16 protein-coding genes and 1 riboswitch are annotated in these 19,881 nt (G+C 70.4%); of the genes, 7 read left to right on the forward strand and 9 right to left on the reverse strand.

Annotated features, from left to right (window positions below):
- The first annotated feature begins 19 nt into the window (after positions 1-19).
- A complete protein-coding gene (locus FDZ84_RS14305) occupies positions 20-784 on the forward strand; it encodes a thiazole synthase (protein ID WP_168586302.1) in 765 nt (254 codons plus the stop codon).
- A 298-nt stretch (positions 785-1,082) separates the two neighbouring features.
- On the opposite strand, the gene FDZ84_RS14310 is transcribed toward FDZ84_RS14305, so the two are convergent.
- From FDZ84_RS14310 to thiC, 3 genes are all read right to left on the reverse strand, one after another.
- Positions 1,083-3,068 carry an FUSC family protein gene (locus tag FDZ84_RS14310; protein ID WP_168586303.1) on the reverse strand — a complete coding sequence of 662 codons (1,986 nt, stop codon included), beginning with the start codon at positions 3,066-3,068 and terminating at the stop codon, positions 1,083-1,085.
- Between the two features lie 172 nt (positions 3,069-3,240).
- Positions 3,241-4,107, reverse strand: coding sequence for a bifunctional hydroxymethylpyrimidine kinase/phosphomethylpyrimidine kinase (gene thiD, locus FDZ84_RS14315; RefSeq protein WP_168590059.1), 867 nt, complete (start codon positions 4,105-4,107; stop codon positions 3,241-3,243).
- 241 nt (positions 4,108-4,348) lie between these two features.
- Positions 4,349-5,998, reverse strand: coding sequence for a phosphomethylpyrimidine synthase ThiC (thiC, locus tag FDZ84_RS14320; RefSeq protein ID WP_246869010.1), 1,650 nt, complete (start codon positions 5,996-5,998; stop codon positions 4,349-4,351).
- A riboswitch (TPP riboswitch) is annotated at positions 5,985-6,107 on the reverse strand. It overlaps the preceding gene by 14 nt.
- Positions 6,108-6,235: 128 nt before the next feature.
- On the opposite strand from thiC, the gene FDZ84_RS14325 reads away from it, so the two are divergent.
- Positions 6,236-6,844 (forward strand): Uma2 family endonuclease, encoded by a 609-nt coding sequence (locus FDZ84_RS14325; protein WP_246869011.1) that lies wholly within the window; start codon positions 6,236-6,238, stop codon positions 6,842-6,844.
- On the opposite strand, the gene FDZ84_RS14330 is transcribed toward FDZ84_RS14325, so the two are convergent.
- Positions 6,845-7,423: a peptide deformylase gene (locus FDZ84_RS14330; protein ID WP_168586304.1), complete on the reverse strand. Its 579-nt coding sequence runs from the start codon at positions 7,421-7,423 to the stop codon at positions 6,845-6,847.
- Between the two features lie 170 nt (positions 7,424-7,593).
- Here FDZ84_RS14330 and FDZ84_RS40650 point away from each other — a divergent pair, with 170 nt between their 5' ends.
- On the forward strand, positions 7,594-8,049 hold the full coding sequence (locus tag FDZ84_RS40650; RefSeq protein WP_168586305.1) for a DUF3263 domain-containing protein: 456 nt from the start codon (positions 7,594-7,596) through the stop codon (positions 8,047-8,049).
- Positions 8,049-8,678, forward strand: coding sequence for a LytR C-terminal domain-containing protein (locus tag FDZ84_RS14340; RefSeq protein WP_168586306.1), 630 nt, complete (start codon positions 8,049-8,051; stop codon positions 8,676-8,678). Before FDZ84_RS40650 ends, FDZ84_RS14340 begins: the two co-directional genes overlap by 1 nt.
- Positions 8,679-8,881: 203 nt before the next feature.
- Here FDZ84_RS14340 and FDZ84_RS14345 read toward each other — a convergent pair whose 3' ends face one another.
- The 5 genes from FDZ84_RS14345 to glp all read right to left on the reverse strand — a co-directional run bounded on the left by FDZ84_RS14345 (position 8,882) and on the right by glp (position 16,924).
- The gene (locus FDZ84_RS14345) at positions 8,882-11,092 is read right to left on the reverse strand and encodes an AAA family ATPase (protein ID WP_168586307.1); all 2,211 of its coding nucleotides are present in this window, start codon (positions 11,090-11,092) and stop codon (positions 8,882-8,884) included.
- Positions 11,093-11,422: 330 nt separating this feature from the next.
- Positions 11,423-12,364: a CDP-diacylglycerol--serine O-phosphatidyltransferase gene (gene pssA / locus FDZ84_RS14350; RefSeq protein WP_168586308.1), complete on the reverse strand. Its 942-nt coding sequence runs from the start codon at positions 12,362-12,364 to the stop codon at positions 11,423-11,425.
- Entirely contained in the window at positions 12,361-13,083 is a 723-nt protein-coding gene (locus FDZ84_RS14355) for a phosphatidylserine decarboxylase (protein WP_168586309.1), read from the reverse strand. Before FDZ84_RS14355 ends, pssA begins: the two co-directional genes overlap by 4 nt.
- Before the next feature lie 528 nt (positions 13,084-13,611).
- Complete coding sequence (locus tag FDZ84_RS14360; RefSeq protein WP_168586310.1) at positions 13,612-15,579, reverse strand: M48 family metallopeptidase; 1,968 nt, start codon at positions 15,577-15,579, stop codon at positions 13,612-13,614.
- A 100-nt stretch (positions 15,580-15,679) separates the two neighbouring features.
- A complete protein-coding gene (gene glp / locus FDZ84_RS14365; protein WP_168586311.1) occupies positions 15,680-16,924 on the reverse strand; it encodes a gephyrin-like molybdotransferase Glp in 1,245 nt (414 codons plus the stop codon).
- A 312-nt stretch (positions 16,925-17,236) separates the two neighbouring features.
- Here glp and FDZ84_RS14370 point away from each other — a divergent pair, with 312 nt between their 5' ends.
- The 3 genes from FDZ84_RS14370 (at position 17,237) to FDZ84_RS14380 (ending at position 19,843) form a co-directional block, all read left to right on the forward strand.
- Positions 17,237-17,920 (forward strand): TIGR00266 family protein, encoded by a 684-nt coding sequence (locus FDZ84_RS14370; RefSeq protein ID WP_168586312.1) that lies wholly within the window; start codon positions 17,237-17,239, stop codon positions 17,918-17,920.
- A 221-nt stretch (positions 17,921-18,141) separates the two neighbouring features.
- Positions 18,142-18,345 carry a cold-shock protein gene (locus tag FDZ84_RS14375; protein WP_093268692.1) on the forward strand — a complete coding sequence of 68 codons (204 nt, stop codon included), beginning with the start codon at positions 18,142-18,144 and terminating at the stop codon, positions 18,343-18,345.
- Between the two features lie 226 nt (positions 18,346-18,571).
- Entirely contained in the window at positions 18,572-19,843 is a 1,272-nt protein-coding gene (locus tag FDZ84_RS14380) for a serine/threonine-protein kinase (RefSeq protein ID WP_168586313.1), read from the forward strand.
- Positions 19,844-19,881 lie beyond the last annotated feature (38 nt).

Consider the following 19,881-nt stretch of genomic DNA (forward strand, 5'->3'; position numbering starts at 1 on the left):
ACCCGTCGTTAGGAGAGTCATGGACGACCCGTTGGTGATCGCCGGCCGCGAGTTCGGTTCGCGGCTGATCACCGGGACCGGAGGGGCGACGAACCTCGCGGTCCTGGAGCGCGCGCTGATCGCGTCCGGAACCGAGCTGACGACCGTGGCGATGCGCCGCGCCGACGCCGGCGGCGGCACCGGGGTGCTCGACCTGCTGCGCAAGCTCGGCATCGAAGCATTGCCGAACACGGCGGGCTGCCGGACGGCGGCTGAGGCCGTGCTGACCGCGCAGCTGGCGCGGGAGGCGCTGGAGACGAACTGGGTCAAGCTGGAGGTCGTCGCCGACGAGGACACCCTGCTGCCCGATCCGGTGGAGCTGCTCGACGCCGCGGAACAGCTGGTCGACCAGGGCTTCGTGGTGCTCGCCTACACCAACGACGACCCGGTGCTGGCGCTGAAGCTGGAGGAGGCCGGCTGCGCGGCGGTTATGCCGCTCGGTTCGCCGATCGGCACCGGCCTTGGCATCCGGAACCCGCACAACATCGAGATGATCGTCTCCCGCGCGTCGGTGCCGATCGTGCTGGACGCGGGCATCGGCACGGCCTCGGACGCGGCGCTGGCGATGGAGCTCGGCTGCTCCGCGGTCCTCCTGGCCACGGCGGTGACCCGCGCCCAGGACCCGGAGCGCATGGCGGCGGCGATGCGAGCGGCGGTCGAGGGCGGCCGCCTGGCGTCCCTGGCGGGCCGAATCCCGAAGCGCTTCTGGGCCCAGGCCTCCAGTCCCGGCCGACCCCTGGAGTGAGCGGGAGGCGCTGGCTGGCCGGGACCGGCTCACCGGTTCCGGCCAGGGCCGGGCCGCCCGGGAAACCGAGCCGGGCCTGCCAGGCGAAAACCGCCTTCCCCGCCGCATAACCGAGGAAAAGCACCGCCACCGCGTACGCGGGCCGGCATCGCGGGCGATCAGATCCCATGCTGCGACGGTAGGAACCGCAAGCCGGGGATCAATCCCGTCCGAGTTGGAAACGCCTCCCCCGCAGGGGGAGACGTCGCGCGCGAGGTGCAGGCACCACGACACGCACGACCCGGGTTCGGTACCCGGGTCAGCGGATGTGGAGGCGTTCGGGGCGGACGAAGCTGATCGTGTAGCTCTTCCACGGGCTGTCGTAGCCGAAGGTCCGGTCGATCGCCTGGCGGGCGTGCAGGGCGTTCTCCACCAGCGAGCTCGCCAGCAGCTCCGTCGCCGGGGCGCTGCCCGTCGGCACGTCCGGGATCTTCGCGGTCGGCTTGCCGCCCAGCAGGTCGTCCACCGCGCGCAGCGCCGGAACCGCGACCGCCTGCTCGGCCTCCGGCCGGAACGCGAGCGTCGCGACGTCCTGTCGCAACGCGTCGAGCGCGATGGCCGCCGCACGCGTCGCGCGGTCGTCGTCGGTCTCCTCACCGGTCCCGTCGAGCATTGCCGGCATGCCCAGCAGGTCCTGGGTGCGCCGCAGCGCCAGCACGTTCGCCGCCTGCAGCGCCACGGGCAGGTCGACGCCCTGCCCGGCCGCTCGCACGCTACGCAGCAGCTCGGACACCGCCCACACCGTGGACCGCACCGCGCCGCGCACGTCCGGCAGGATGCTGCTGGGCAGGACCAGGTAGCTGACGTAGCCGACGCTCAGCGCGATGGCCGCTCCGACCGCGGTGTTCGCCGCGAAGCTGATGCCCACGTTCACCAGCGGTCGGTCCAGCCGCATCGCCTGGTCGACGACGGTCACCACGATCAGGCAGCCGAGCAGCGCCTGGTAGTCCGCGCGCAGCCGCGTCATGTTCAGCAGCATGCCGCCGATCACCAGCGGCACCAGCAGGAATGTCCCCGGCAGCAGGGTGATCAGCACGGCCAGCGCGGTCACGCCGAGCACCGCGCCACCGGTCCGCTCCAACGCGCCGGTCATGCTGTCCCGCGCCGCCGGCTGCAGCACCACGTACAGCGCGAGCAGCAGGCTGGACGCCGAGGGGTCGCGCAGCAGCAGGACGATCACCATGCCGAAGGCGACCGCGAGGGTGCAGCGCAGCGCGTGCCGGAACAGCGAAGAGCGGAACGAGAGGTGCGCCCGGACCGCGCCCATGACCCGCTCCCGGCGCGCGCCGGGAGCCGGCGGCGGCAGCGGGGTCTCGACGCGGCGCATCACCGTGGCGCGGATCCGGTCCAGCCCCTGGTTGAGGCCCTGGACCGCGTCCGGCAGGTCCTGCCGTCCGCCGCGGGCCACCACGGCCTGCGCCGGGTCCCGGCGAGCCGCGGCCGGCAGTCCGGTGCAGGCGCGGGAGCGCACCGCACGGGCGAGTTCGGCGGCGACCTGGTCGGCCTCCGCGACGATCTGCTCCAGGCGGGCGGCTTCCGCCCGGTCGCTCTGCTGGGCCTGCGCGAGCAGGGTTTCGCGCGCCGCGCGGAAGCGAGCCGCGCCGGCCAGCACCTGGCCGAGCCAGGTGGCCGAACCGTCGGCGCGCCACGCGGCGGCGGCCGATTCGACCACGCCCGGCCCGGGTTCGAGCAGCGTCCGGGCGACCGCCACGCGAGTCGCCCGAGTCGGGTCGCCGAGGCCGATGATCACCCGCAGGACCAGCGCGAACAGCGCGCCAGCGGCGGTCGAGGCCAGCAGCACCAGCGCCGGCTGGTCGGAGCCGATCCCGGTGGTGGTGGACACCAGCGTCGCGGCGGCGAAGGTCTGCCCGCCGATGCGGTAGTGCTCGCCCAGCGCGGGCAGCATCCCGCTGCCGAAGACCACCAGCGCCACCGCGAGCCCGGCCAGCACCGGGATGTTCACCAGCAGCGGGCCGACGGTCATCACGAGCACCAGCGCCGGGGTGAACCAGACGAACCGGCGCAGGTCGGAGCGCAGCGACTGGCCGCCGGTGGCGACCAGCGCCAGCACCGCGGTTAACCCGGCGATCAGTGCCGGGGTCTGCAGGTTGAAGATCCATCCGATGGCGGTGCCGGCCACCACGGCGACGAGCACCAGCACGGCGTACTGGCGCTGCCGGGGGTCCGGTGCTCCTGCCTCGGTGGCCAGCAGTCCCCGCACTCGTGTCCACACCGATTTAGCCACGCTGTTGCAAACCCCTGTCGTCGTCGTGCGCCCAAGGCGCAGCAGACCGCAACCGCCGATGGCCCGCAGTCTCGGGAAATACGCGTTTCTCAACCACTGTGTCGATGGGGCACGCCATTCGGGTTACAGATCCGGGACAAAAATCACTCTATTAGGGGGACAGATGGGGGTTTCAGATGGAGCGGGGGCTGACGCGCCAGAACGTCGACACCGGGCCCACCCCGGCCCCGAGCGGGTACGCGCGCGAGACGCTGCGGGTGACGAACCGCTTCCCGCTGCGCACCGCGTCCGGCATCGAGGCGCCCTTCGCCAAAGCGGCCGTGATCGCCGAGGCGAACACGTCACCCGCGCCGTGGGTGTGCACCGTCGCGTAGCGGGGGCCGGGCAGCGGGATCGCCTCGTTGCCGTCGAAGAGCACGTCGACGCACTCCGGGTCGTCGGCCAGGTGGCCGCTCTTGACCAGCACCCACTGCGGACCGAAGTCGAAGATGGCCTTCGCGGCGTCCAGCAGGTCCGCGCGGGTGCGGGCGTCGATCCCGGTCAGCAGCCGGACCTCGTCGAGGTTCGGGGTGACCAGCGTGGCGCGCGGAAAAGCCTTGTACCGCAAGGCATCCAGCGCGTCCTCGCGCAGCAGCGGCTCGCCGCTGCGGGAGGACGCGACCGGGTCCACGACGAACGGCGTGCGGCCTTCGCGGCCGATGCCGTGCTTGTCGCAGGCGTCCAGCACGGCCTCGATGGTGGCGGCCGAGGCGAGCACCCCGGTCTTTGCCGCGTCCACACCGATGTCCGAAGCGACCGCGTCGATCTGCGCGGCGACGGTCTCCGGCGGGATCTCCACCAGGCCGGTGACGCCGACGGTGTTCTGCACGGTCACCGCGGTGACCGCGGTCATGCCGTGCACGCCACAGGCGAAAAAGGTGCGCAGGTCCGCGTGCATCCCGGCGCTGCCGCCGGAATCCGATCCGGCGATGGTCAACGCGGTCGGAGGGGCGGTGTCGTTCACGGGCCGAACTTGGTGCCCGGCCGAGATCTCGTGCATCCACCTCATGTTACGGCCCGGCTCCTACGAATCTTCCAGGGTGCGCGCCCCCTCCGTGGACACGATTTCAATGGAAATCGGACCTTCGATTTCAATGGAACTTGCGGATCTCCGGCGTGTCGGTACCCGACACGCCGGAGGCTGTGGACAACCTCCGCAACTTCAATGGAAATCGCGCAGTCCCCCCTTGGCAATCCCCTGAAACCCCCTGCGGGGGGGCGATGGGGGATCTAGTCGGGATCTAGTCGGCGAGCGGGAGGTAGACCTTGCCGCCGGCGCCCGCGAACTCCTCGGACTTCTCCTGCATGCCCGCTTCGATCGCCTCGACGCTCGTCAGGCCTCGCTCCTCGGCGAACCTGCGGATGTCCTGGGTGATCTTCATCGAGCAGAACTTCGGCCCGCACATCGAGCAGAAGTGCGCCGTCTTGGCCGGTTCGGCGGGCAGCGTCTCGTCGTGGAACTCGCGCGCGGTGTCCGGGTCCAGCGACAGGTTGAACTGGTCCGTCCAGCGGAACTCGAACCGCGCCGTGGACAGCGCGTCGTCCCGCTCCTGCGCGCGCGGGTGGCCCTTGGCCAGGTCGGCGGCGTGCGCGGCGATCTTGTAGGTGATCACGCCGGTCTTCACGTCGTCCCGGTTGGGCAGCCCCAGGTGCTCCTTCGGGGTGACGTAGCAGAGCATCGCGGTGCCCGCCTGGGCGATCATCGCCGCGCCGATGCCGGACGTGATGTGGTCGTAGGCGGGGGCGATGTCGGTGGTCAGCGGCCCGAGCGTGTAGAACGGCGCCTCGCCGCACAGCTCCTCTTCCAGCCGCACGTTCTCGGCGATCTTGTGCATCGGGACGTGCCCCGGACCCTCGATCATCACCTGCACGTCGTGCTCCCGGGCGATGTGGGTGAGTTCGCCGAGGGTCTCCAGTTCGGCGAACTGCGCGCGGTCGTTGGCGTCCGCGATGGAGCCGGGCCGCAGGCCGTCGCCGAGGGAGAACGTGACGTCGTAGTCGCGCAGGATCTCGCAGAGCTCGCTGAAGTGCGTGTAGAGGAAGCTCTCCCGGTGGTGCGCCAGGCACCACGCGGCCATGATCGAGCCGCCGCGGGACACGATGCCGGTGACCCGGTTCGCGGTCAGCGGCACATAGCGCAGCAGCACCCCGGCGTGCACGGTCATGTAGTCCACGCCCTGCTCGCACTGCTCGATGACGGTGTCGCGGTAGATTTCCCAGGTCAGCTCGGCCGGATCGCCGTTGACCTTCTCCAGCGCCTGGTAGATCGGCACGGTGCCGATCGGTACCGGCGAGTTGCGCAGGATCCGCTCGCGGGTCTCGTGGATCCGCTTCCCGGTGGACAGGTCCATGACGGTGTCGGCGCCCCACCTGGTGGCCCACACCATCTTCTCCACCTCCTCCTCGACCGAGGAGGTCACCGCGGAGTTGCCGATGTTGGCGTTGACCTTCACCAGGAACTTCTTGCCGATGATCATCGGCTCGCTCTCCGGGTGGCAGCGGTTGGCGGGGATCACCGCCCGGCCGCTGGCCACCTCGTCCCGGACCAGTTCGGCCGGGACGCCTTCGCGGGTCGCGATGTACTCCATCTCCCGCGTGATGACGCCGGCCCTGGCCCAGCCGAGCTGGGTCCGGTGTTCCCGGCCGTCGGTCCACCCCGCCCGCATCCGGTGAAGTCCACTGTGGACGTCAACGTTGGCGTTCTCGTCGGTGTACGGCCCGGAGGTGTCGTACACGTCGAGGTGCTCGCCGTTGGTCAACTCGATGCGGCGGAATGGCACTTGCAGGCCGGATTCGGAGTCCCGGAACACCTTCCGCGAGCCGCTGATCGGCCCGGTGGTGATCTTGGTCCCGTTCTCGGACGCGTTCGGACGCACGTCGGCCACTGCCATCCACTCCCTACGCCGGCATTACCCGGTCAGGTTCGTGCGGTCGGCGGCCCCGGAGTTCTCCAGCCGCCCTCTCAGCCCGCTGTTGGTACGAGCTCCCGCGGTTTTGGTTTGTCGCGGCCCGAGGCTAGCCGGACCCGTCGAACCTGCCAACCCCCGGTCACTCCGATGACGGCAGCGCGGATTGCCGTTAGGCTCATGACCAGGGCGATCGCAACGTTGTCAGGGATGGTGAGTACGGTGCGTGGCGACATCGATACAGGAGGTGACCCAGCTGTGACTGCTGCCCCAGCGTTCGAAACCGCTACCTGGGAAGAGTTGGTCGAAATCTGGCAGAACCTCGACCTTCCCAACGCGGCTTGGCGCGCGGAGATCATCGAAGGAAGGGTTGTGATGACGCCGCCGCCAGAAAACGCGCATAACCTGATTGCGGATGTCGTGCACGGAGAACTGCGCGATTCGATTTCGAAGGAGTGGGCAATTTTTCAGACATCCGGGATCAAGATTCCGGAGCGCAAGAGTTTGTGCACGCCTGATCTCGTGGTGATTCCCAGGAGTGATGTTCCGGCGGGCAAGAGCTCAATCCTCGCAGACAAGGCGTTGCTGGTTGTGGAGATCACATCTCGAGGCAACGCCGATGACGATCGCACGAGGAAGCTTTGGGGTTATGGGCATGCAGGAATTCCTTTGTATCTATTGATCGACAGGTTCGCGTCGGACGGGCCGACGGTGACGTTGTTCTCGCAGCCGACCGGCGGGCGTTATCTCCATCAACACCGCGTAGTTTTCGGTGAGCCTGTCGAGTTGCCCGAGCCGTTCGGCATCACGCTTGACACAAGTCAGTTCTGATCAGTCGTCCTCGGCGAAGGGGTCGCCGTGTTCGGCCGGGTCCCAAGTCAGGCCGGGGATGCCCCAGCCGTTGCGCCGCACCATCTTCTTCGCAGCTCGGGCGTGGCGGCCGACCAGGCGTTCCAGGTAGAGGTGGCCGTCCAGGTGGTCGGTCTCGTGCTGCAGGCAGCGGGCGAAGAAACCGGTCCCCTCGACCTCGATCGGCTTTCCGTCCACATCGGACCCGGTGACCTTCGCCCAGCTCGCCCGGCTGGTCGGGTAGGACTCGCCGGGGACCGACAGGCAGCCCTCCCAGTCGTCGTCCGGGTCGGGCATGGTCTGCGGGATCTCGGCGGTCATCAGTTCGGGGTTGACCACCACGCCGCGGTGCTGGACGCCCGCGTCGTCGGGGCAGTCGTAAACGAACAACCGCAGGTCGATGCCGATCTGGTTGGCCGCCAGCCCGACCCCGTTGGCGGCGGCCATCGTCTCGAACATGTCGTCGACGAGGGTGCGCAGCGCGTCGTCGAACCGCTCCACCGGACGGGTGGGGTTGTGCAGCACCGGGTCGCCGACGACGCAGATCGGGTGAACAGCCATGAGCGGGACTTTAGCGCTTCCGGTGCCTGTTGCGCCGGGGTGCTCCCGCGCGTTGCTGGCAGTGTGATCCGCTCCCGCCGCGAATCCGAGCATGGTGTAATTGAGGGGGAATCACAGCCGTGTGATTCCTGCGAACGCGGGAAGTCCCGAATCGCGAGGCGAGGAGCCAGATGGACGCCGCCCAAATGCTGACTGCGCAGGAGATCGCCCGTCAGTGCGAACAGTTGGCGCGCCTGCAACAACGGCAGGGAACATCTGATCCGGCACCCGGTCGGCCGTTGCGACTCGCCGAGCCGATCACTCAGCCGATCGAGCGGATCGTGGAACCGCCGCCCCAGCCGGTGCCGCCCCAGCCGTCGGCGCCGGACGACGAACTCGACGATCGGGCGAGGGGCATCCTCGCCTTCGAGTCGCAGTGGTGGAAGCGCGAGGGCGTGAAGAAGGAGCGCGCGATCCGCGAGCTGTTCGACATGTCCGCGTCGCGGTACTACCAATTGCTGAACGCGTTGCTGGACAGTCCGGCCGCCGCGCAAGAAGACCTTATGCTGATCAAGAGGCTGCGCAAGGCAAGGGCGGGTAGGCAGCGCGCACGGGCCGCCCAACGACTGGGAATCGAGTTGCACTGATGACTTCAGGGGAACCGTCCACCGGACCCGCCAAGGCCAAGATCATCGGCTTCGGTCTGATCGGGGTCGGTGCGATCGCGGGCGTCGTCGGCATCGTCACGCTGGTTTCCGGCGGCGGCGCGTCGAATTCCGCCCAGCCGCTGCCCCCGGAACCGGGCAACAACCCGCCGGTCATGTCGCTGACCCAGAATCCGCCCGCCGAGTCCGCCGTGGTGCCGCCCGCCACGTCGCAGGTCGCGCCGTCACCGGCCACACAGGACAGCCCGCCGCCCGCGCCGCCTCAGGGCACGCAGAACCAGGACGTACCCGTCGGTTCCGGTAACACGACGACCAAGATCCTGGTGCGGGTCTACAACAACAGCACGATCAGCGGATTGGCGCACCGGGCCGCGGAGGACTTCCGGAGCTCGGGTTACGAGGTGCCGGAGGTCGGCAACTACTCGGCGGGGCTGATCCCCACCACGACGATCTACTTCCGGCCCGGCACCGTCGAGGAGCAGCAGGCACAGGAGATGGCGGTCCGCTTCGGAGCGCGCGCGGAGCCCCGCTTCGAAGGCATCCAGGACGCCACGCCGGGCTTGATCGCCATCATCACCAACGACTACAAGGGCCACGCCAACACCAAGTGACGGTCCCATTCGTTCACCCGGGGTCGTGCCAATTTCGCGAGAAATTGACCGTCGCCCGGGTGAACGTCGATTTCTCACGAAATTGTGCACCCCGAGGGTGACGGGGCGGCGGGTTTCCAGGGTGGCGGTTGCGTTGCGTCACTTCCGGCGACCGCGTCACCCGGTCACCGGTCGATTTCGCGAGAAATTGACATCCGTCCGGGTTAGGGGCGGTTGGCGTAAGCCTCCAGGGACGCGAGCTGGGCCGGGTCGAGCGAGGGGCGGACCGCCTTGCGGGCCGTGGCGAGGTGCTCTGCGGAAACCTCCGCTGCGGACAGGGATTCGCGCATCGCCGTCAGGGCCGCTTCGCGGATCAGGGCCGCGCAGTCGGCGGCGGAGTAGCCGTCGAGTTCCTCGGCGAGGGCAGCCAGGTCTACATCGGACGCCAGCGGAGTGTTCTTCGCCGCGGATCGCAAGATCGCCTCGCGGGCTGCTACGTCGGGCGGCGGGACGTAGACGAGGCGCTCCAGCCGGCCGGGTCGCAGCAGGGCCGGGTCGACCAGCTCCGGGCGGTTCGTGGCGCCGAGGACGACCACGTCGCGCATCGGCTCCACGCCGTCGAGCTCGGTCAGCAGCGCGGCGACCACCCGGTCCGCCACCCCGGAGTCCGAGGACTGGCCGCGGCGGGGCGCCAGCGCGTCCACCTCGTCGAGGAACACCAGCGTCGGCGCGGCGTTCGCGGCCCGCAGGAACAGCTCGCGGACCGCTCGCTCGGACTCGCCGACCCACTTGTCCATCAGCTCCGCGCCCTTGACCGCGAGCACGTTCAGCCGCCCGCTGCCCGCCAGGGCCCGCACCAGGAACGTCTTGCCGCAGCCAGGCGGCCCGTACAGCAGCACGCCGCGCGGCGGCTCGACGCCGAGCCGGGTGAACGAGTCCGGGTACTGCAACGGCCAGAGCACCGTCTCGGTGAGGGACTGCTTCACCTCGGCCATGTCGCCGACGTCGTCCAGCGTCAGCCCGCCGGTCTGCAGGTTGTCCGATGTGGACATCGAGATCGGCCGGACCGACGACAGCGCGTCCAGCAGGTCCTGCTGCCGGATGCGGGGATCCGCGGCGTCGTACTGGTGCCGCAGTGCGGCGCCGACGGCGGCTTCCCGGCACAGCGCCACCAGGTCGGCGACGACGAATCCCGGGGCGCGCTCGGCGACCTCGGCGAGCCGCACGTCGTCGGCCAGCGGCGCGTTGCGGAGCAGCACCCGCAGCAGGTCCGCGCGGGTGGCGTCGGCGGGGAGGCTGAGGGTGAGCTCCCGGTCCACCAGGCCGGGTTCGCGCAGCCTGGGGTCGATCGCCTGCGGCTGCGAGCTGGTGACGATCACGGCGAGCCGGTCGGTGCCGATCGCGCCGCGGATCGCGTCGAGTGCCACGGTAGCTAGCGGCGGCGGCTCGGTGCCCGGCAGCAGGCTCTCGACGTCCGTCAGCAGCAGCACGCAGTCGCCCTCCGAGGTGGTGGCGCGGTTGATCGCGTCCTGCAGGCGTTGGGCGGCGGCGCGCGGTTCGAGCGCGGCGACGCTGGGCGCGGCTAGTTCGACGAGGTCCGCGCCGATCGCGCTCGTCACGGCGCGGGCGAGGGTGGCCTTGCCCACCCCGGCTGGGCCGCTGAGCAGCACGCCGAGGTGCGGTTCGGCGCCGAGGCGGCGCAGCAGCTCGGGCTGTTCGAAGGCCAGTCGCAGCCATTCGGTGAGGCGCTTCGCCGTGTCGCGGGAGCCGACGAGGTCGGCGACCGGGACCACCGGCTCGGTCGGCTCGGTCGGCTCGACCGGTGCCGGTTCGGGCTGCGGTGCCGCTTGCGGGGCCGGGGTGGTCCCTGGCGTCGCGCCGTCCCGCCATTCGACCACTGTGGACGGTTGTACGGCCACCGCGCCGGGCGGTTCGGTGGCGGCGATGGTGATCAGCTCGTTGGTCCAGGTCATGCCGATGGCCGTGGAGAGCTTCCGGCGCACCTCGCCGGCGTTCGCGGTGGTCGCCGGCGCGACGTCCTGCGGCAGCAGCGACACCGCGTCGCCGGTGCCGAAGACCTTGCCGGTCAACGCCAACCGCAGGGTCTCGGGGGCGACGGTGGCGCGGGCCAGCCGCGAGCCCGCGATGCTCACTCGCTTCGCCGCCGCGACCTGCACGGGCGAGACGCCGACCTCGGAGCCTTCGGTGAGGCCAAGGTTCATCAACGCCACGTCATCGAGCAGCAGGATCCCGGTCGGGCTGCCGACCTCGGCTGCGGCGGCCAGCGCGACGGTGACCCGAGCACCGGTCAGCTGGACGGCGTTCCACGGCCGCAACCCCAGGGCGTCGAGGACCTCGGGGTGCAGGCGCACGACCCCGCGCCGGGTGTCCTTGGCGGACGGGGAGAGACGGGCGGTCAACGTTATCGACGGCACGCCGCGAGCTTAACCGCGCCGCCGCCCCGGCACCGGTGCCTTCCGCCGGCCTTCCGCCTTCGACGCGGAGTTCCGGGCGAGTTCCGGGCTGGCGGTGGGGATCCGCAGTTTCAATTCAATTGAAATTGAAACTGCGGACCATCGGTATTTGTGAGGGTGCCGTGGGTATGTCGTGAGGGTGTGCCGTGAGGGTGTGTCGTGAGCCCGACACACCGATGGCTGTGGACAACCCAGGATGGCTGTGGACAACTTCCGCAATTTCAATGGAAATCGGAGGTCCGATTTCCATTGAAATTGCGGGAACCCCGGTGCACCGGGGCTCCGTGCCCGCTAGCGCGGGGCGCCGTCGTTGCGGCTGCGCCGCAACTCCAGACGGCGCCAGCTCCGCCGCGGGCCGTCCGGGTGGCTGTGCCGCCGCGGCAGGCGCACCCGCCTCGCGGCTCCCGCTACGCGTCGCCGCAGCGGCGGCCGCAGGCCGAGCCTCCGCTGGGTGCGGCGCCGGATCGCGCGTCGCTCCCGCGGCGGCGCGCTCCAGGCCTCCGGGTGCTTGGCCAGCCAGTTGTGCCGGTAGACGGCGTAGGGCACGTGCAGCAGGTAGAGCACCATGGCGATGGCCAGCGAGATCAGCGGGAACATGATGATCGCCGCCGCCAGCAGCGCCACCAGCACCAGCAGCGGCGCGGCGGCCCGCGGCGGCACCTTGACGGTCTTCAGCGACAGCGTTGGAACGCGGCTGACCATCAGCGCCGCGATCAGCACCATCCAGACCATCACCACGTTCTGGTTCGCCCACCAACCCGGGTAGCCGAAGTGCGCGGTCAGGACGAGTGGGAGCAGCCCGAGCAGCCCGGCGGCCGGGGCGGGCACCCCGACGAAGAACTCTTTGGTGTAGGGGGGCTGGTCGGTGTCGTCGAGCAGGGTGTTGAACCGCGCCAGACGAAGCACCATGCACACCGCGAAGATCAGCGCGACGATCCAGCCGGCCCGGTTGTCCTGCAGCTGCCACGCGTACAGCGTCAACGCCGGGGCGACTCCGAACGACATCGCGTCGGACAGCGAGTCGAGTTCGGCGCCCATCTTGGAGGTGGCGTCGAGCAGCCGGGCGATCCGCCCGTCCAGGCCGTCGAGCACGGCCGCGACCGCGACGGCCGCGATCGCGGCGGTGAGCTGGCCGTTGAGCGCGAACTGGACCGCGGACAGCCCGGCGCACATCGCCAGCACGGTGATCGCGTTGGGCAGCAACCGGACGCCGGGCGCGGTGTGCATGCTCATGAGGCGTGCTTCCCCCGCGGTAGCTCGGCGAGGGCGGTTTCCCCGCCGATGGTGCGCTGGCCGGGCTCGACCAGGATCCGGCTACCGGTGGGCACGTAGAGGTCCACCCGGGAGCCGAAGCGGATCAGGCCGTAGGTGCTGCCGGCCTGGAGCACGTCGCCTTCAGAGACGGAGCAAACGATGCGCCGGGCGACGAGGCCGGCGATCTGCACCACCGCGACCTGGGTGCCGTCGTCGGCGCGGATGACCATCGAGTTGCGCTCGTTGTCCTCGCTGGCCTTGTCCAGGTCGGCGGAGAGGAACTTGCCGGGCCGGTAGGCGATGGTCTCGATCTTGCCGCTCAGCGGGATCCGCTGGACGTGCACGTCGAAGATCGTGAGGAAGGCGCTGATGCGGGTCATCGGCTCGTCGCCGAGGCCGAGCTCGGCCGGGGGCACCGCGGGCTCGATGTGCGAGATCGTGCCGTCGGCGGGGGCGACGGCGAGCCCCTCGCGGCTGGGCGTGGTGCGGGCCGGCTCGCGGAAGAACCACGCGCACCACGCGGTGACGATGCCGCCGAGCACGCCCGCCGGACGCCACCGGCGGCGCAGCAGGAGGGTCGCGATGACGGCGCCGAGCACGAACGGGCGGCCTGCCGGGTGCATCGGCGGGATGGTGTCGCGGGCCAGCGCGGCGAGGTGTGCCAGCGGGTTCTTCTTCGGTTCTTTCGCGGTGCTCATCGAGGTGCTACGCCCCTGCGTCGGCGGTCATGGTGCGGCGGTTCGGCCGGGTGTCCCCGAGCGAACGGGGGTGTCGACCGGTGCCGTCGTCGGTACAGCATCGCGGACGCCTCGGGTCAACCGACGCCAGGGGGCGCAGTTGATCAAGAACTGCCTTGCTGACCTGCGTTAATTCGATCCGGGGATGCTACCGTCAAGACCATTCCCATGTCATCCGCTCGGGTGAGTGGGGCGTTGGCGGACCACGAACGTCGCGCAACCGGCGACGAGGCCGTTCGACGTCTCCCCGTAGACGTCGAACGGCCTCCCCGGTGCGGGTCCGTGCACCCCCCGACGGCGCACGGTCCTCGGCGTGTCCGCCCCACCGGCAAGCAGCAGCGGGTTCATGCGGACGTCTTGAAAGATATTTGATCGACGGTTCGTGACGCGGTTTCCAGTGTAATTGAGTTCACAAAAAGTCCGTAGCCGCTTTTGGAGGACCTGAGCGGGCCGTTACATAACGGGGAGTTACCGAGGTTCGGACAATTTTCACTCGTCCGCGTAGGCCGGTTCGTCGAGGTTCATCCGCGCCCCCATCAACTCGCCGAGGCCCCGATACGGGTCGCCGTGCTCCACGCCGTCGGCGGTGCTGCGCAGCTCAAGCTCGGACATGCCGTCCTCGCCGTCGCGCACGCCGACGTCGTCCAGCTCGGACACCGCGTACTCGTCGAGGTACAGCTCCAACAACAGGGACCAGCCGCCGCGGTCCTGGTCCAGCCGGGCGCTGGCCACGTCCCGGCTGTCCACCCACTGCGCGCCGGGCTGCTCCCGGAGCTCGCCGACCGGCGTCGCGGCCAGCTCGGCGAGCTGCTCCTGCTCGGCCTTGCGGAACCGGGCGAGGGTGCCCGCCAGCAGGCGCTTCGTGGTGCTGGCGGAACTGGGCAGCAGCACCAGGCCCCGGTCGGTCACCAGCAGGTCGTAGTTGCCGTCGGCGCACTGCACCGGGCTGACGATCCCGGCCAGCGCCGGCTCGGGCTCGGCGGCGGGTCGGCGCGCGTGGGTCAGCGGCACCTTGAGGTCGACCAGCGCCCGATGCAGCCCCGGGACCAGCCGGGGGTCGGAGACCGCCGGGCGGACCAGCCGATCGGGGTCCAGCGGCTGCCCGTTGGCCAGCCGCACCGTCGACGGGCCGCCCCAGTCCAGTTCGTGGTGCGCCCGCCGGGCGCAGATCAGCGCGTCCACAACGGCGCAGCCGAGCAGTTCGGTCAGCGTGTCGACCGCCGCCTCCTCGATGCGTTCCGGGCACAGGCCCGGGTTGAGCACCGGGTTGACCAGGTCGTGGCCTTGGCCGCGGTGTATGGCGGGCAGGATGCCGACGATCGTCGGCTCCACCGGCAGGCCGCTCTGCGCCGCGGCGGAGCTCAGCAGCGCGGCCCGCTCGGCGACGTGCGCGGCGCCGGCCAGCCGGGCCAGCTCCGGCCACGCGAGCCGCCGCTTGAGGCCGTCGATCAGCAGGCGGTCTTCGAGCTCGGGCACGCTCTTGCGCGGGTTGCGCAGCATGGCGAACGCGGGCCGGTCGTCGAGCTCCTTGTTGCCCACCTTGATCCGCTTCATCGCCTCAATGCGCTTGCGTGCGGGCGGGCGCGTGCGGCTGCCGTCGGCCTCCCCGGCGATGGTCCGCTTGACGCGCTCGGCGAGCTGCCGCTTGCGCACCGGGTGCTCCATGAAAGACCGGAAGCCCAGCAGCACGTCCGGCGCGTGGCCGACCGACTTGGCCATGCTGAGGTAGTCGTCGGCGTACTCCTGCCAGCCGATCTCGATGGCGATCGCCTTGCGCAGCGCGGTGACGGCTGTGCGGGTACCGGCTTCCCGGACGGCGATGGCGTCGGCGGCCAGCTCCAGCTCGGAGCCGGTGGTGGCGGCGATCGCGGTGAACAGCCGGGCGTAGCCGGTGAACAGCCACTTGACGGGGCCGCCGGTGAGGTGCGCGACGGTGCGTTCGACGCTCGCCGACGCGCGGTAGGCCGTCACGGTCAGTCGGTTGCCGCCGGTCAACCGGCCGAGCTCGTGCGCCACCACGGCCCGCAGCTCGCTGGCGTTGAGCGCGGCCAGCAGCGGCAGCCCGAGCTCCAGGTACCGGGTGCGGGTGCGCAGGCCGAGCAGCGCGGTGTCCTCGAGGATGGTCGCGTTCGGCTCGGAGGTGATGCGGATTTCGTCGGGCACCGGGGCGTCGGCGTCGGCGGCGATCGACTCCGCCATCCGCCACAGCTGCGGCTGCTCGGTCCGGGTCAGCTGGACGCCGCGCGGCCGCACCCGGTTGCGCAACACGGCGCGCAGGCCGATCGCGCAGATCGCGCCGACCGCGACCGCCGCGAGCGCGGCCTTCGCCCCGCTGCCCTGGTCGTATCGGAAGGTGAGCGCCGCGATCGCGAGCAGTCCGAGGACCAGCGCGATCGGCGCGAGGAAGAAGCCAATGTGCAACGCCAGCGCCAGGGCGGCGCGCCAGGGGCCACGCACGGTGCAGAACTCCGGAGGGGTGGGTCGGGACGGTGGTGCAGTCTCGGGGAAGCACGGCGATCCGTCAACAAGGTGATCTTCGGGCTCGCCGCGTTCCCATTCAATCCAGCAGCATCACGTCTACTGCGGACTCCGCGGCGAGTTCGGTCACGTCCTCGGGGATCTCCAGCAGGCAGTTCGCCTTGGCCAGGCCCGCCAGCAGGTGCGAGCCGGGCGCGCCCTGCAGCGTGACGGTGCCGGTGGCCGGGTCGAACCGGCCCCTGAGGTACTGCCGCTTGCCGGCCGGCGCGGACAGCGGCTCGACGAGCGTCGCCTGCCGCACCGGGCGGCGGGTGGCGTGGTGCCCGGCCGCGGCGCGCAGCGCGGGCCGCACGAAGACCTCGAACGAAACCATCGCGCTGACCGGGTTGCCCGGCAGCGTCACCACTGCCACGCCGTCGTGGTAGCGGCCGCAGCCCTGCGGCATCCCGGGCTGCATCGCGACCTTGGTGAACTCGACACCGGTGCCGGTGAGCGCGTCCTTGACGACCTCGTAAGCCCCGGCGCTGACGCCGCCGGAGGTGATCAGCAGATCAGTGGTGGCCAGGTGCGGGGCGAGCGCGGCGTGGAAGGCGTCGACGTCGTCCGGCACGAACCGCAGCAGCGTCGCCTCGCCGCCCGCTTCGCGCACCGCGGAGGCCAGCATCAAGCCGTTGGACTCGTAGATCTGTCCCGGCTGCAGCTCGGTCCCCGGGGCGACCAGCTCCGAACCGGTGGACAGCACCAGCACCCGGACCGGCCGGTGCACGGGCAGCTCGGAAATCCCGACGGCGGCCGCGACGCCCAGCTGCGCGGGCGCCAGCGTCGTGCCTGCCGTGAGCACCGTGGCGCCGGCCGAGACGTCCTCGCCCGCGCGCCGCACGTGCGTTCCCGGCTGCACCGAGACGAACGCCTGCATCTGCTCGATTCCGCCATCGGTGCGTTCCACCGGGATCACCGCGTCCGCGCCCGGCGGCATCTGGGCGCCGGTCATGATCCGGTGCGCGGTGCCGGGCTGCAGCGCCGGCGCGTCGACCCGGCCCGCCGGGATGTCCTCGTGGACCGGCAGCCGCACCGGTTGCTCCCGGGTCGCACCGGCCAGGTCGACGGAGCGGACGGCGTAGCCGTCCATCGCGGAGTTGTCGAACGGCGGCAGCGAGATCGGCGCGGCCAGGTCCGCGGCGAGGGCCAGGCCCAGGCAGTCCGCCAGCGGTTTCGCTGCCACCGGTGTCGGGGCGAGCAGGGCGGTGATCTTCGACTGGTGGTCGGCGACCGCGGTCAGGGCGGGGGTTCCGGTTCCGTGCGACACGCCCAGATCATCGGTCATCGACACCCCTACTGTCCCTACCGGCGTGCGAATCGTCGCAATGATCGTGCGTGGCAGACTCTCGGGGAGAGCGTGGGTCGTTCTGCGTAGGTGGTCCCGCAGCGGAACTTCAGACGCCTTCTCGACTCCGGGATCCCCGACTCGTCTCCGGTGCGCCACGTCGGGGCTGCCCTCGCGAGAAGACGTCTGGGTGCCCGCGGGTGGTCACCTCGCTCGCGTGGTGGAAAGCGGCCGGCATCGCTTGCCCGATGGTGGGTGGCCAGCCCGAGCCGGCGCGTCCGGCCCGTGCGATGCCAAAGATAGGAGGTTCCGGTGCAGGTTCGCACCCGTCACACGCCGTCGTTCGGGGTGGCCCGGCTGATGCTCGCCCCGGGCGAGCCGGTGCGGGTCGAGTCCGGCGCGATGCTCGCCACCAGCTACGGCGTGACCGTCGAGGCGCGCGCTCAGGGCGGCTTCCTCAAGTCGCTGGCCCGCGCGGCGCTCGGCGGCGAGTCGTTCTTCGTGTCGACCTACACGGCCCCGCAGCAGGGCGGCTGGGTGGACGTGGCGCCGAACCTGCCCGGCGACCTGAACGTGCTGGAGCTCGACGGCCGGGTCGGCTGGTGCGTGACCAAGGGCTGCTGGCTCGCCTCCGCGAGCACCGTGCAGCTGGAGACGCAGTGGGGCGGCTTCCAGAACCTCTTCGGTGGCGAGGGCGGCTTCATGACGCACGTCGTCGGCCAGGGCGCGGTGGTGGTGTCCTGCTACGGCGCGCTGGACGTGGTGACGCTGCAGCCAGGCGAGTACGTCACGATCGACACCGGTCACGTGGTGGCCTACGCCGATACCGTGCAGAGCCGGTTACGGCAGATGAACCAGGGCGTGGTGCAGTCGCTCAAGAGCGGTGAAGGTCTGGTGTTCGATTTCGCGGGTCCCGGCCGGGTGTTGACCCAAACCCGCAATCCCCGAGGACTCGTCACCTGGTTGCAGGCGAATGGACTAGGCGCTCGTTCCTGAATTTCGCCGAGAGCGCAAATGGGCTCGTTCGTTCGGACGAATTCGCGAGGTCGCTTCGACTCCGATAACTGAACGTGGCCGCCGATGACACCCGTTTGGCCCAGTGTTTAACGGAAAAGTCGCATTGTCGAACCCGCGACGAGGCCCCATTTCTCGGGTAGCGTGGCCGTTGCTCCAGCGACGCTTTCCGCGTCGTGCATCACATTTATGAGGAGGACGCCGTGGCGGTCGGCACGGTCAAATGGTTCAACTCGGAGAAGGGCTACGGATTCATCGCAACGGACGGTGGATCTGATGTGTTCGTCCATTACTCCGCGATCAACATGTCTGGTTTCCGAACCCTTTCCGAAGGGGATCGGGTGGAATTCGAAGTGAAAGCGGGACGTGACGGCCGCACCCAAGCAGACGGAGTCCGCAAGGTCTAGAAAGGGGGCTCGGCACGCGCGGCGTGCGAGCCGAGTCCGCACCGCGATCGGCTGCCGCCGCTTCGCGAAAGAACATCATGCGCACGGCCCGGTTCCTCTGGATGGGGAGCCGGGCCGCGGCGCGTTCGGCTGGTCCGGGATCGGACTGGTCATGGTGTGGGCGAACCCGAGACGGTGTTGCCGAACCGAAAGACGGGCGTGATCTCGAAACGTTAGGCTGCTTCGCGTGTCGGAAGACCTCACCGGGCGGCGCCTCGGCCACTACAAGATCGACGGAGTGCTCGGCCGCGGCGGGATGAGCGTGATGTACCGCGCCACCGATACCCGTCTGGGCCGCAAGGTCGCGCTCAAGGTCATGGGCGAGCACATCACCGGTGACGCGGAGTTCCGCGAGCGGTTCGTCGACGAGGCGCGTAACACTTCCGCCATCGACCACGCGAACATCGTGCCGCTGTATGACTTCGGCGAGGTCAACGGCATGCTCTACATCGCGATGCGGCTGGTCGACGGGTCCGACCTGGCCAGCCTGATCAAGGACGGGCCGATCTCGCCCAAGCGCGCCTTGGAACTGCTCTCCCAGGTCGCCGAGGCGCTGGACATGCTGCACGAGCGCGGCCTGGTGCACCTCGACCTGAAGCCGGCCAACGTGCTGGTGACCTCGCGCGAATCCGTCCACGAGCACGTCTACCTGGCCGACTTCGGGCTCACCCGGCGCGGCGCGACCGGGCACCGCACCGCCAGCGGCGACTTCCTGGGCTCGCCGACCTACGCGGCCCCCGAGCACCTGCGCGGCGAGCCGGTGGACGGCCGCACCGACCAGTACGCGCTGAGCTGCATGCTGTTCGCCTGCCTGACGGGACGGTCGCCGTTCCGGGGGCAGGTGCAGGAGGTCATCCAGGGGCACCTAGGCGCCGAGCCGCCGCCCGCGACCGCGCTGGTGGTGCTGCCCGGCAGCATCGACGAGGTGCTGCGCCGCGGCATGTCGAAGAGCCCCGACCAGCGCTTCGGCAACTGCAAGGAGCTGGTCGCGGCGGCCCGCGCCGCGCTCGGTCCGGCGTCCGGGGACACGCCGCCACCGTCCCGCCAGGCGGCTCCGGCGGCTCCGGCGGCTCCGGCGGCTCCGGTTGCTCCAGTGGCTCCGATGTCCGGCCCGCAGCCGATCCAGTACGGCCCGCCCGCGCCGCCCGGCCCGCCCGCGCCGCCCGGCTACCCGCGGTACCAGCCGCCGCCGCGTCCGCTGCCGCCGCCGGGCAACGACCCGGTTCGGCTGCGCCCGCCGATCCCGGCCGGTTCGGCGGCGTTCGCGACCAAGTCGGGCGGTTCGGCGAAGTGGATCGTGCCGGTGCTCGCCGGTGTCGCGCTGGTGGTCATCGTGGTCATCTTCGTTGTGATGGCCAACTCCATCGGCGGTTCCGGCGGCAGTGGCACAGACTCGACGACGTCGAAAACCTCCTCTTACAACAACAACCACCTGCCGACTTCGGTGCCGACCCGCTGACAGTCGCGCTTGCACTCGACCGGTGAGAGTGCTAAACA

Origin of the sequence: Saccharopolyspora sp. ASAGF58 (assembly GCF_012277335.1) — a bacterium.
GTDB classification, from domain to species: domain Bacteria; phylum Actinomycetota; class Actinomycetes; order Mycobacteriales; family Pseudonocardiaceae; genus Saccharopolyspora; species Saccharopolyspora hattusasensis.

Coding starts and splice junctions, on each gene's coding strand:
- FDZ84_RS14305 (WP_168586302.1), top strand. CDS start 20: ATGGACGACCCGTTGGTGATCGCCGGCCGCGAGTTCGGTTCGCGGCTG.
- thiD (WP_168590059.1), bottom strand. CDS start 4,107: ATGCACGAGATCTCGGCCGGGCACCAAGTTCGGCCCGTGAACGACACC.
- thiC (WP_246869010.1), bottom strand. CDS start 5,998: ATGGCAGTGGCCGACGTGCGTCCGAACGCGTCCGAGAACGGGACCAAG.
- FDZ84_RS14330 (WP_168586304.1), bottom strand. CDS start 7,423: ATGGCTGTTCACCCGATCTGCGTCGTCGGCGACCCGGTGCTGCACAAC.
- FDZ84_RS40650 (WP_168586305.1), top strand. CDS start 7,594: ATGGACGCCGCCCAAATGCTGACTGCGCAGGAGATCGCCCGTCAGTGC.
- FDZ84_RS14340 (WP_168586306.1), top strand. CDS start 8,049: ATGACTTCAGGGGAACCGTCCACCGGACCCGCCAAGGCCAAGATCATC.
- pssA (WP_168586308.1), bottom strand. CDS start 12,364: ATGAGCATGCACACCGCGCCCGGCGTCCGGTTGCTGCCCAACGCGATC.
- FDZ84_RS14355 (WP_168586309.1), bottom strand. CDS start 13,083: ATGAGCACCGCGAAAGAACCGAAGAAGAACCCGCTGGCACACCTCGCC.
- glp (WP_168586311.1), bottom strand. CDS start 16,924: ATGACCGATGATCTGGGCGTGTCGCACGGAACCGGAACCCCCGCCCTG.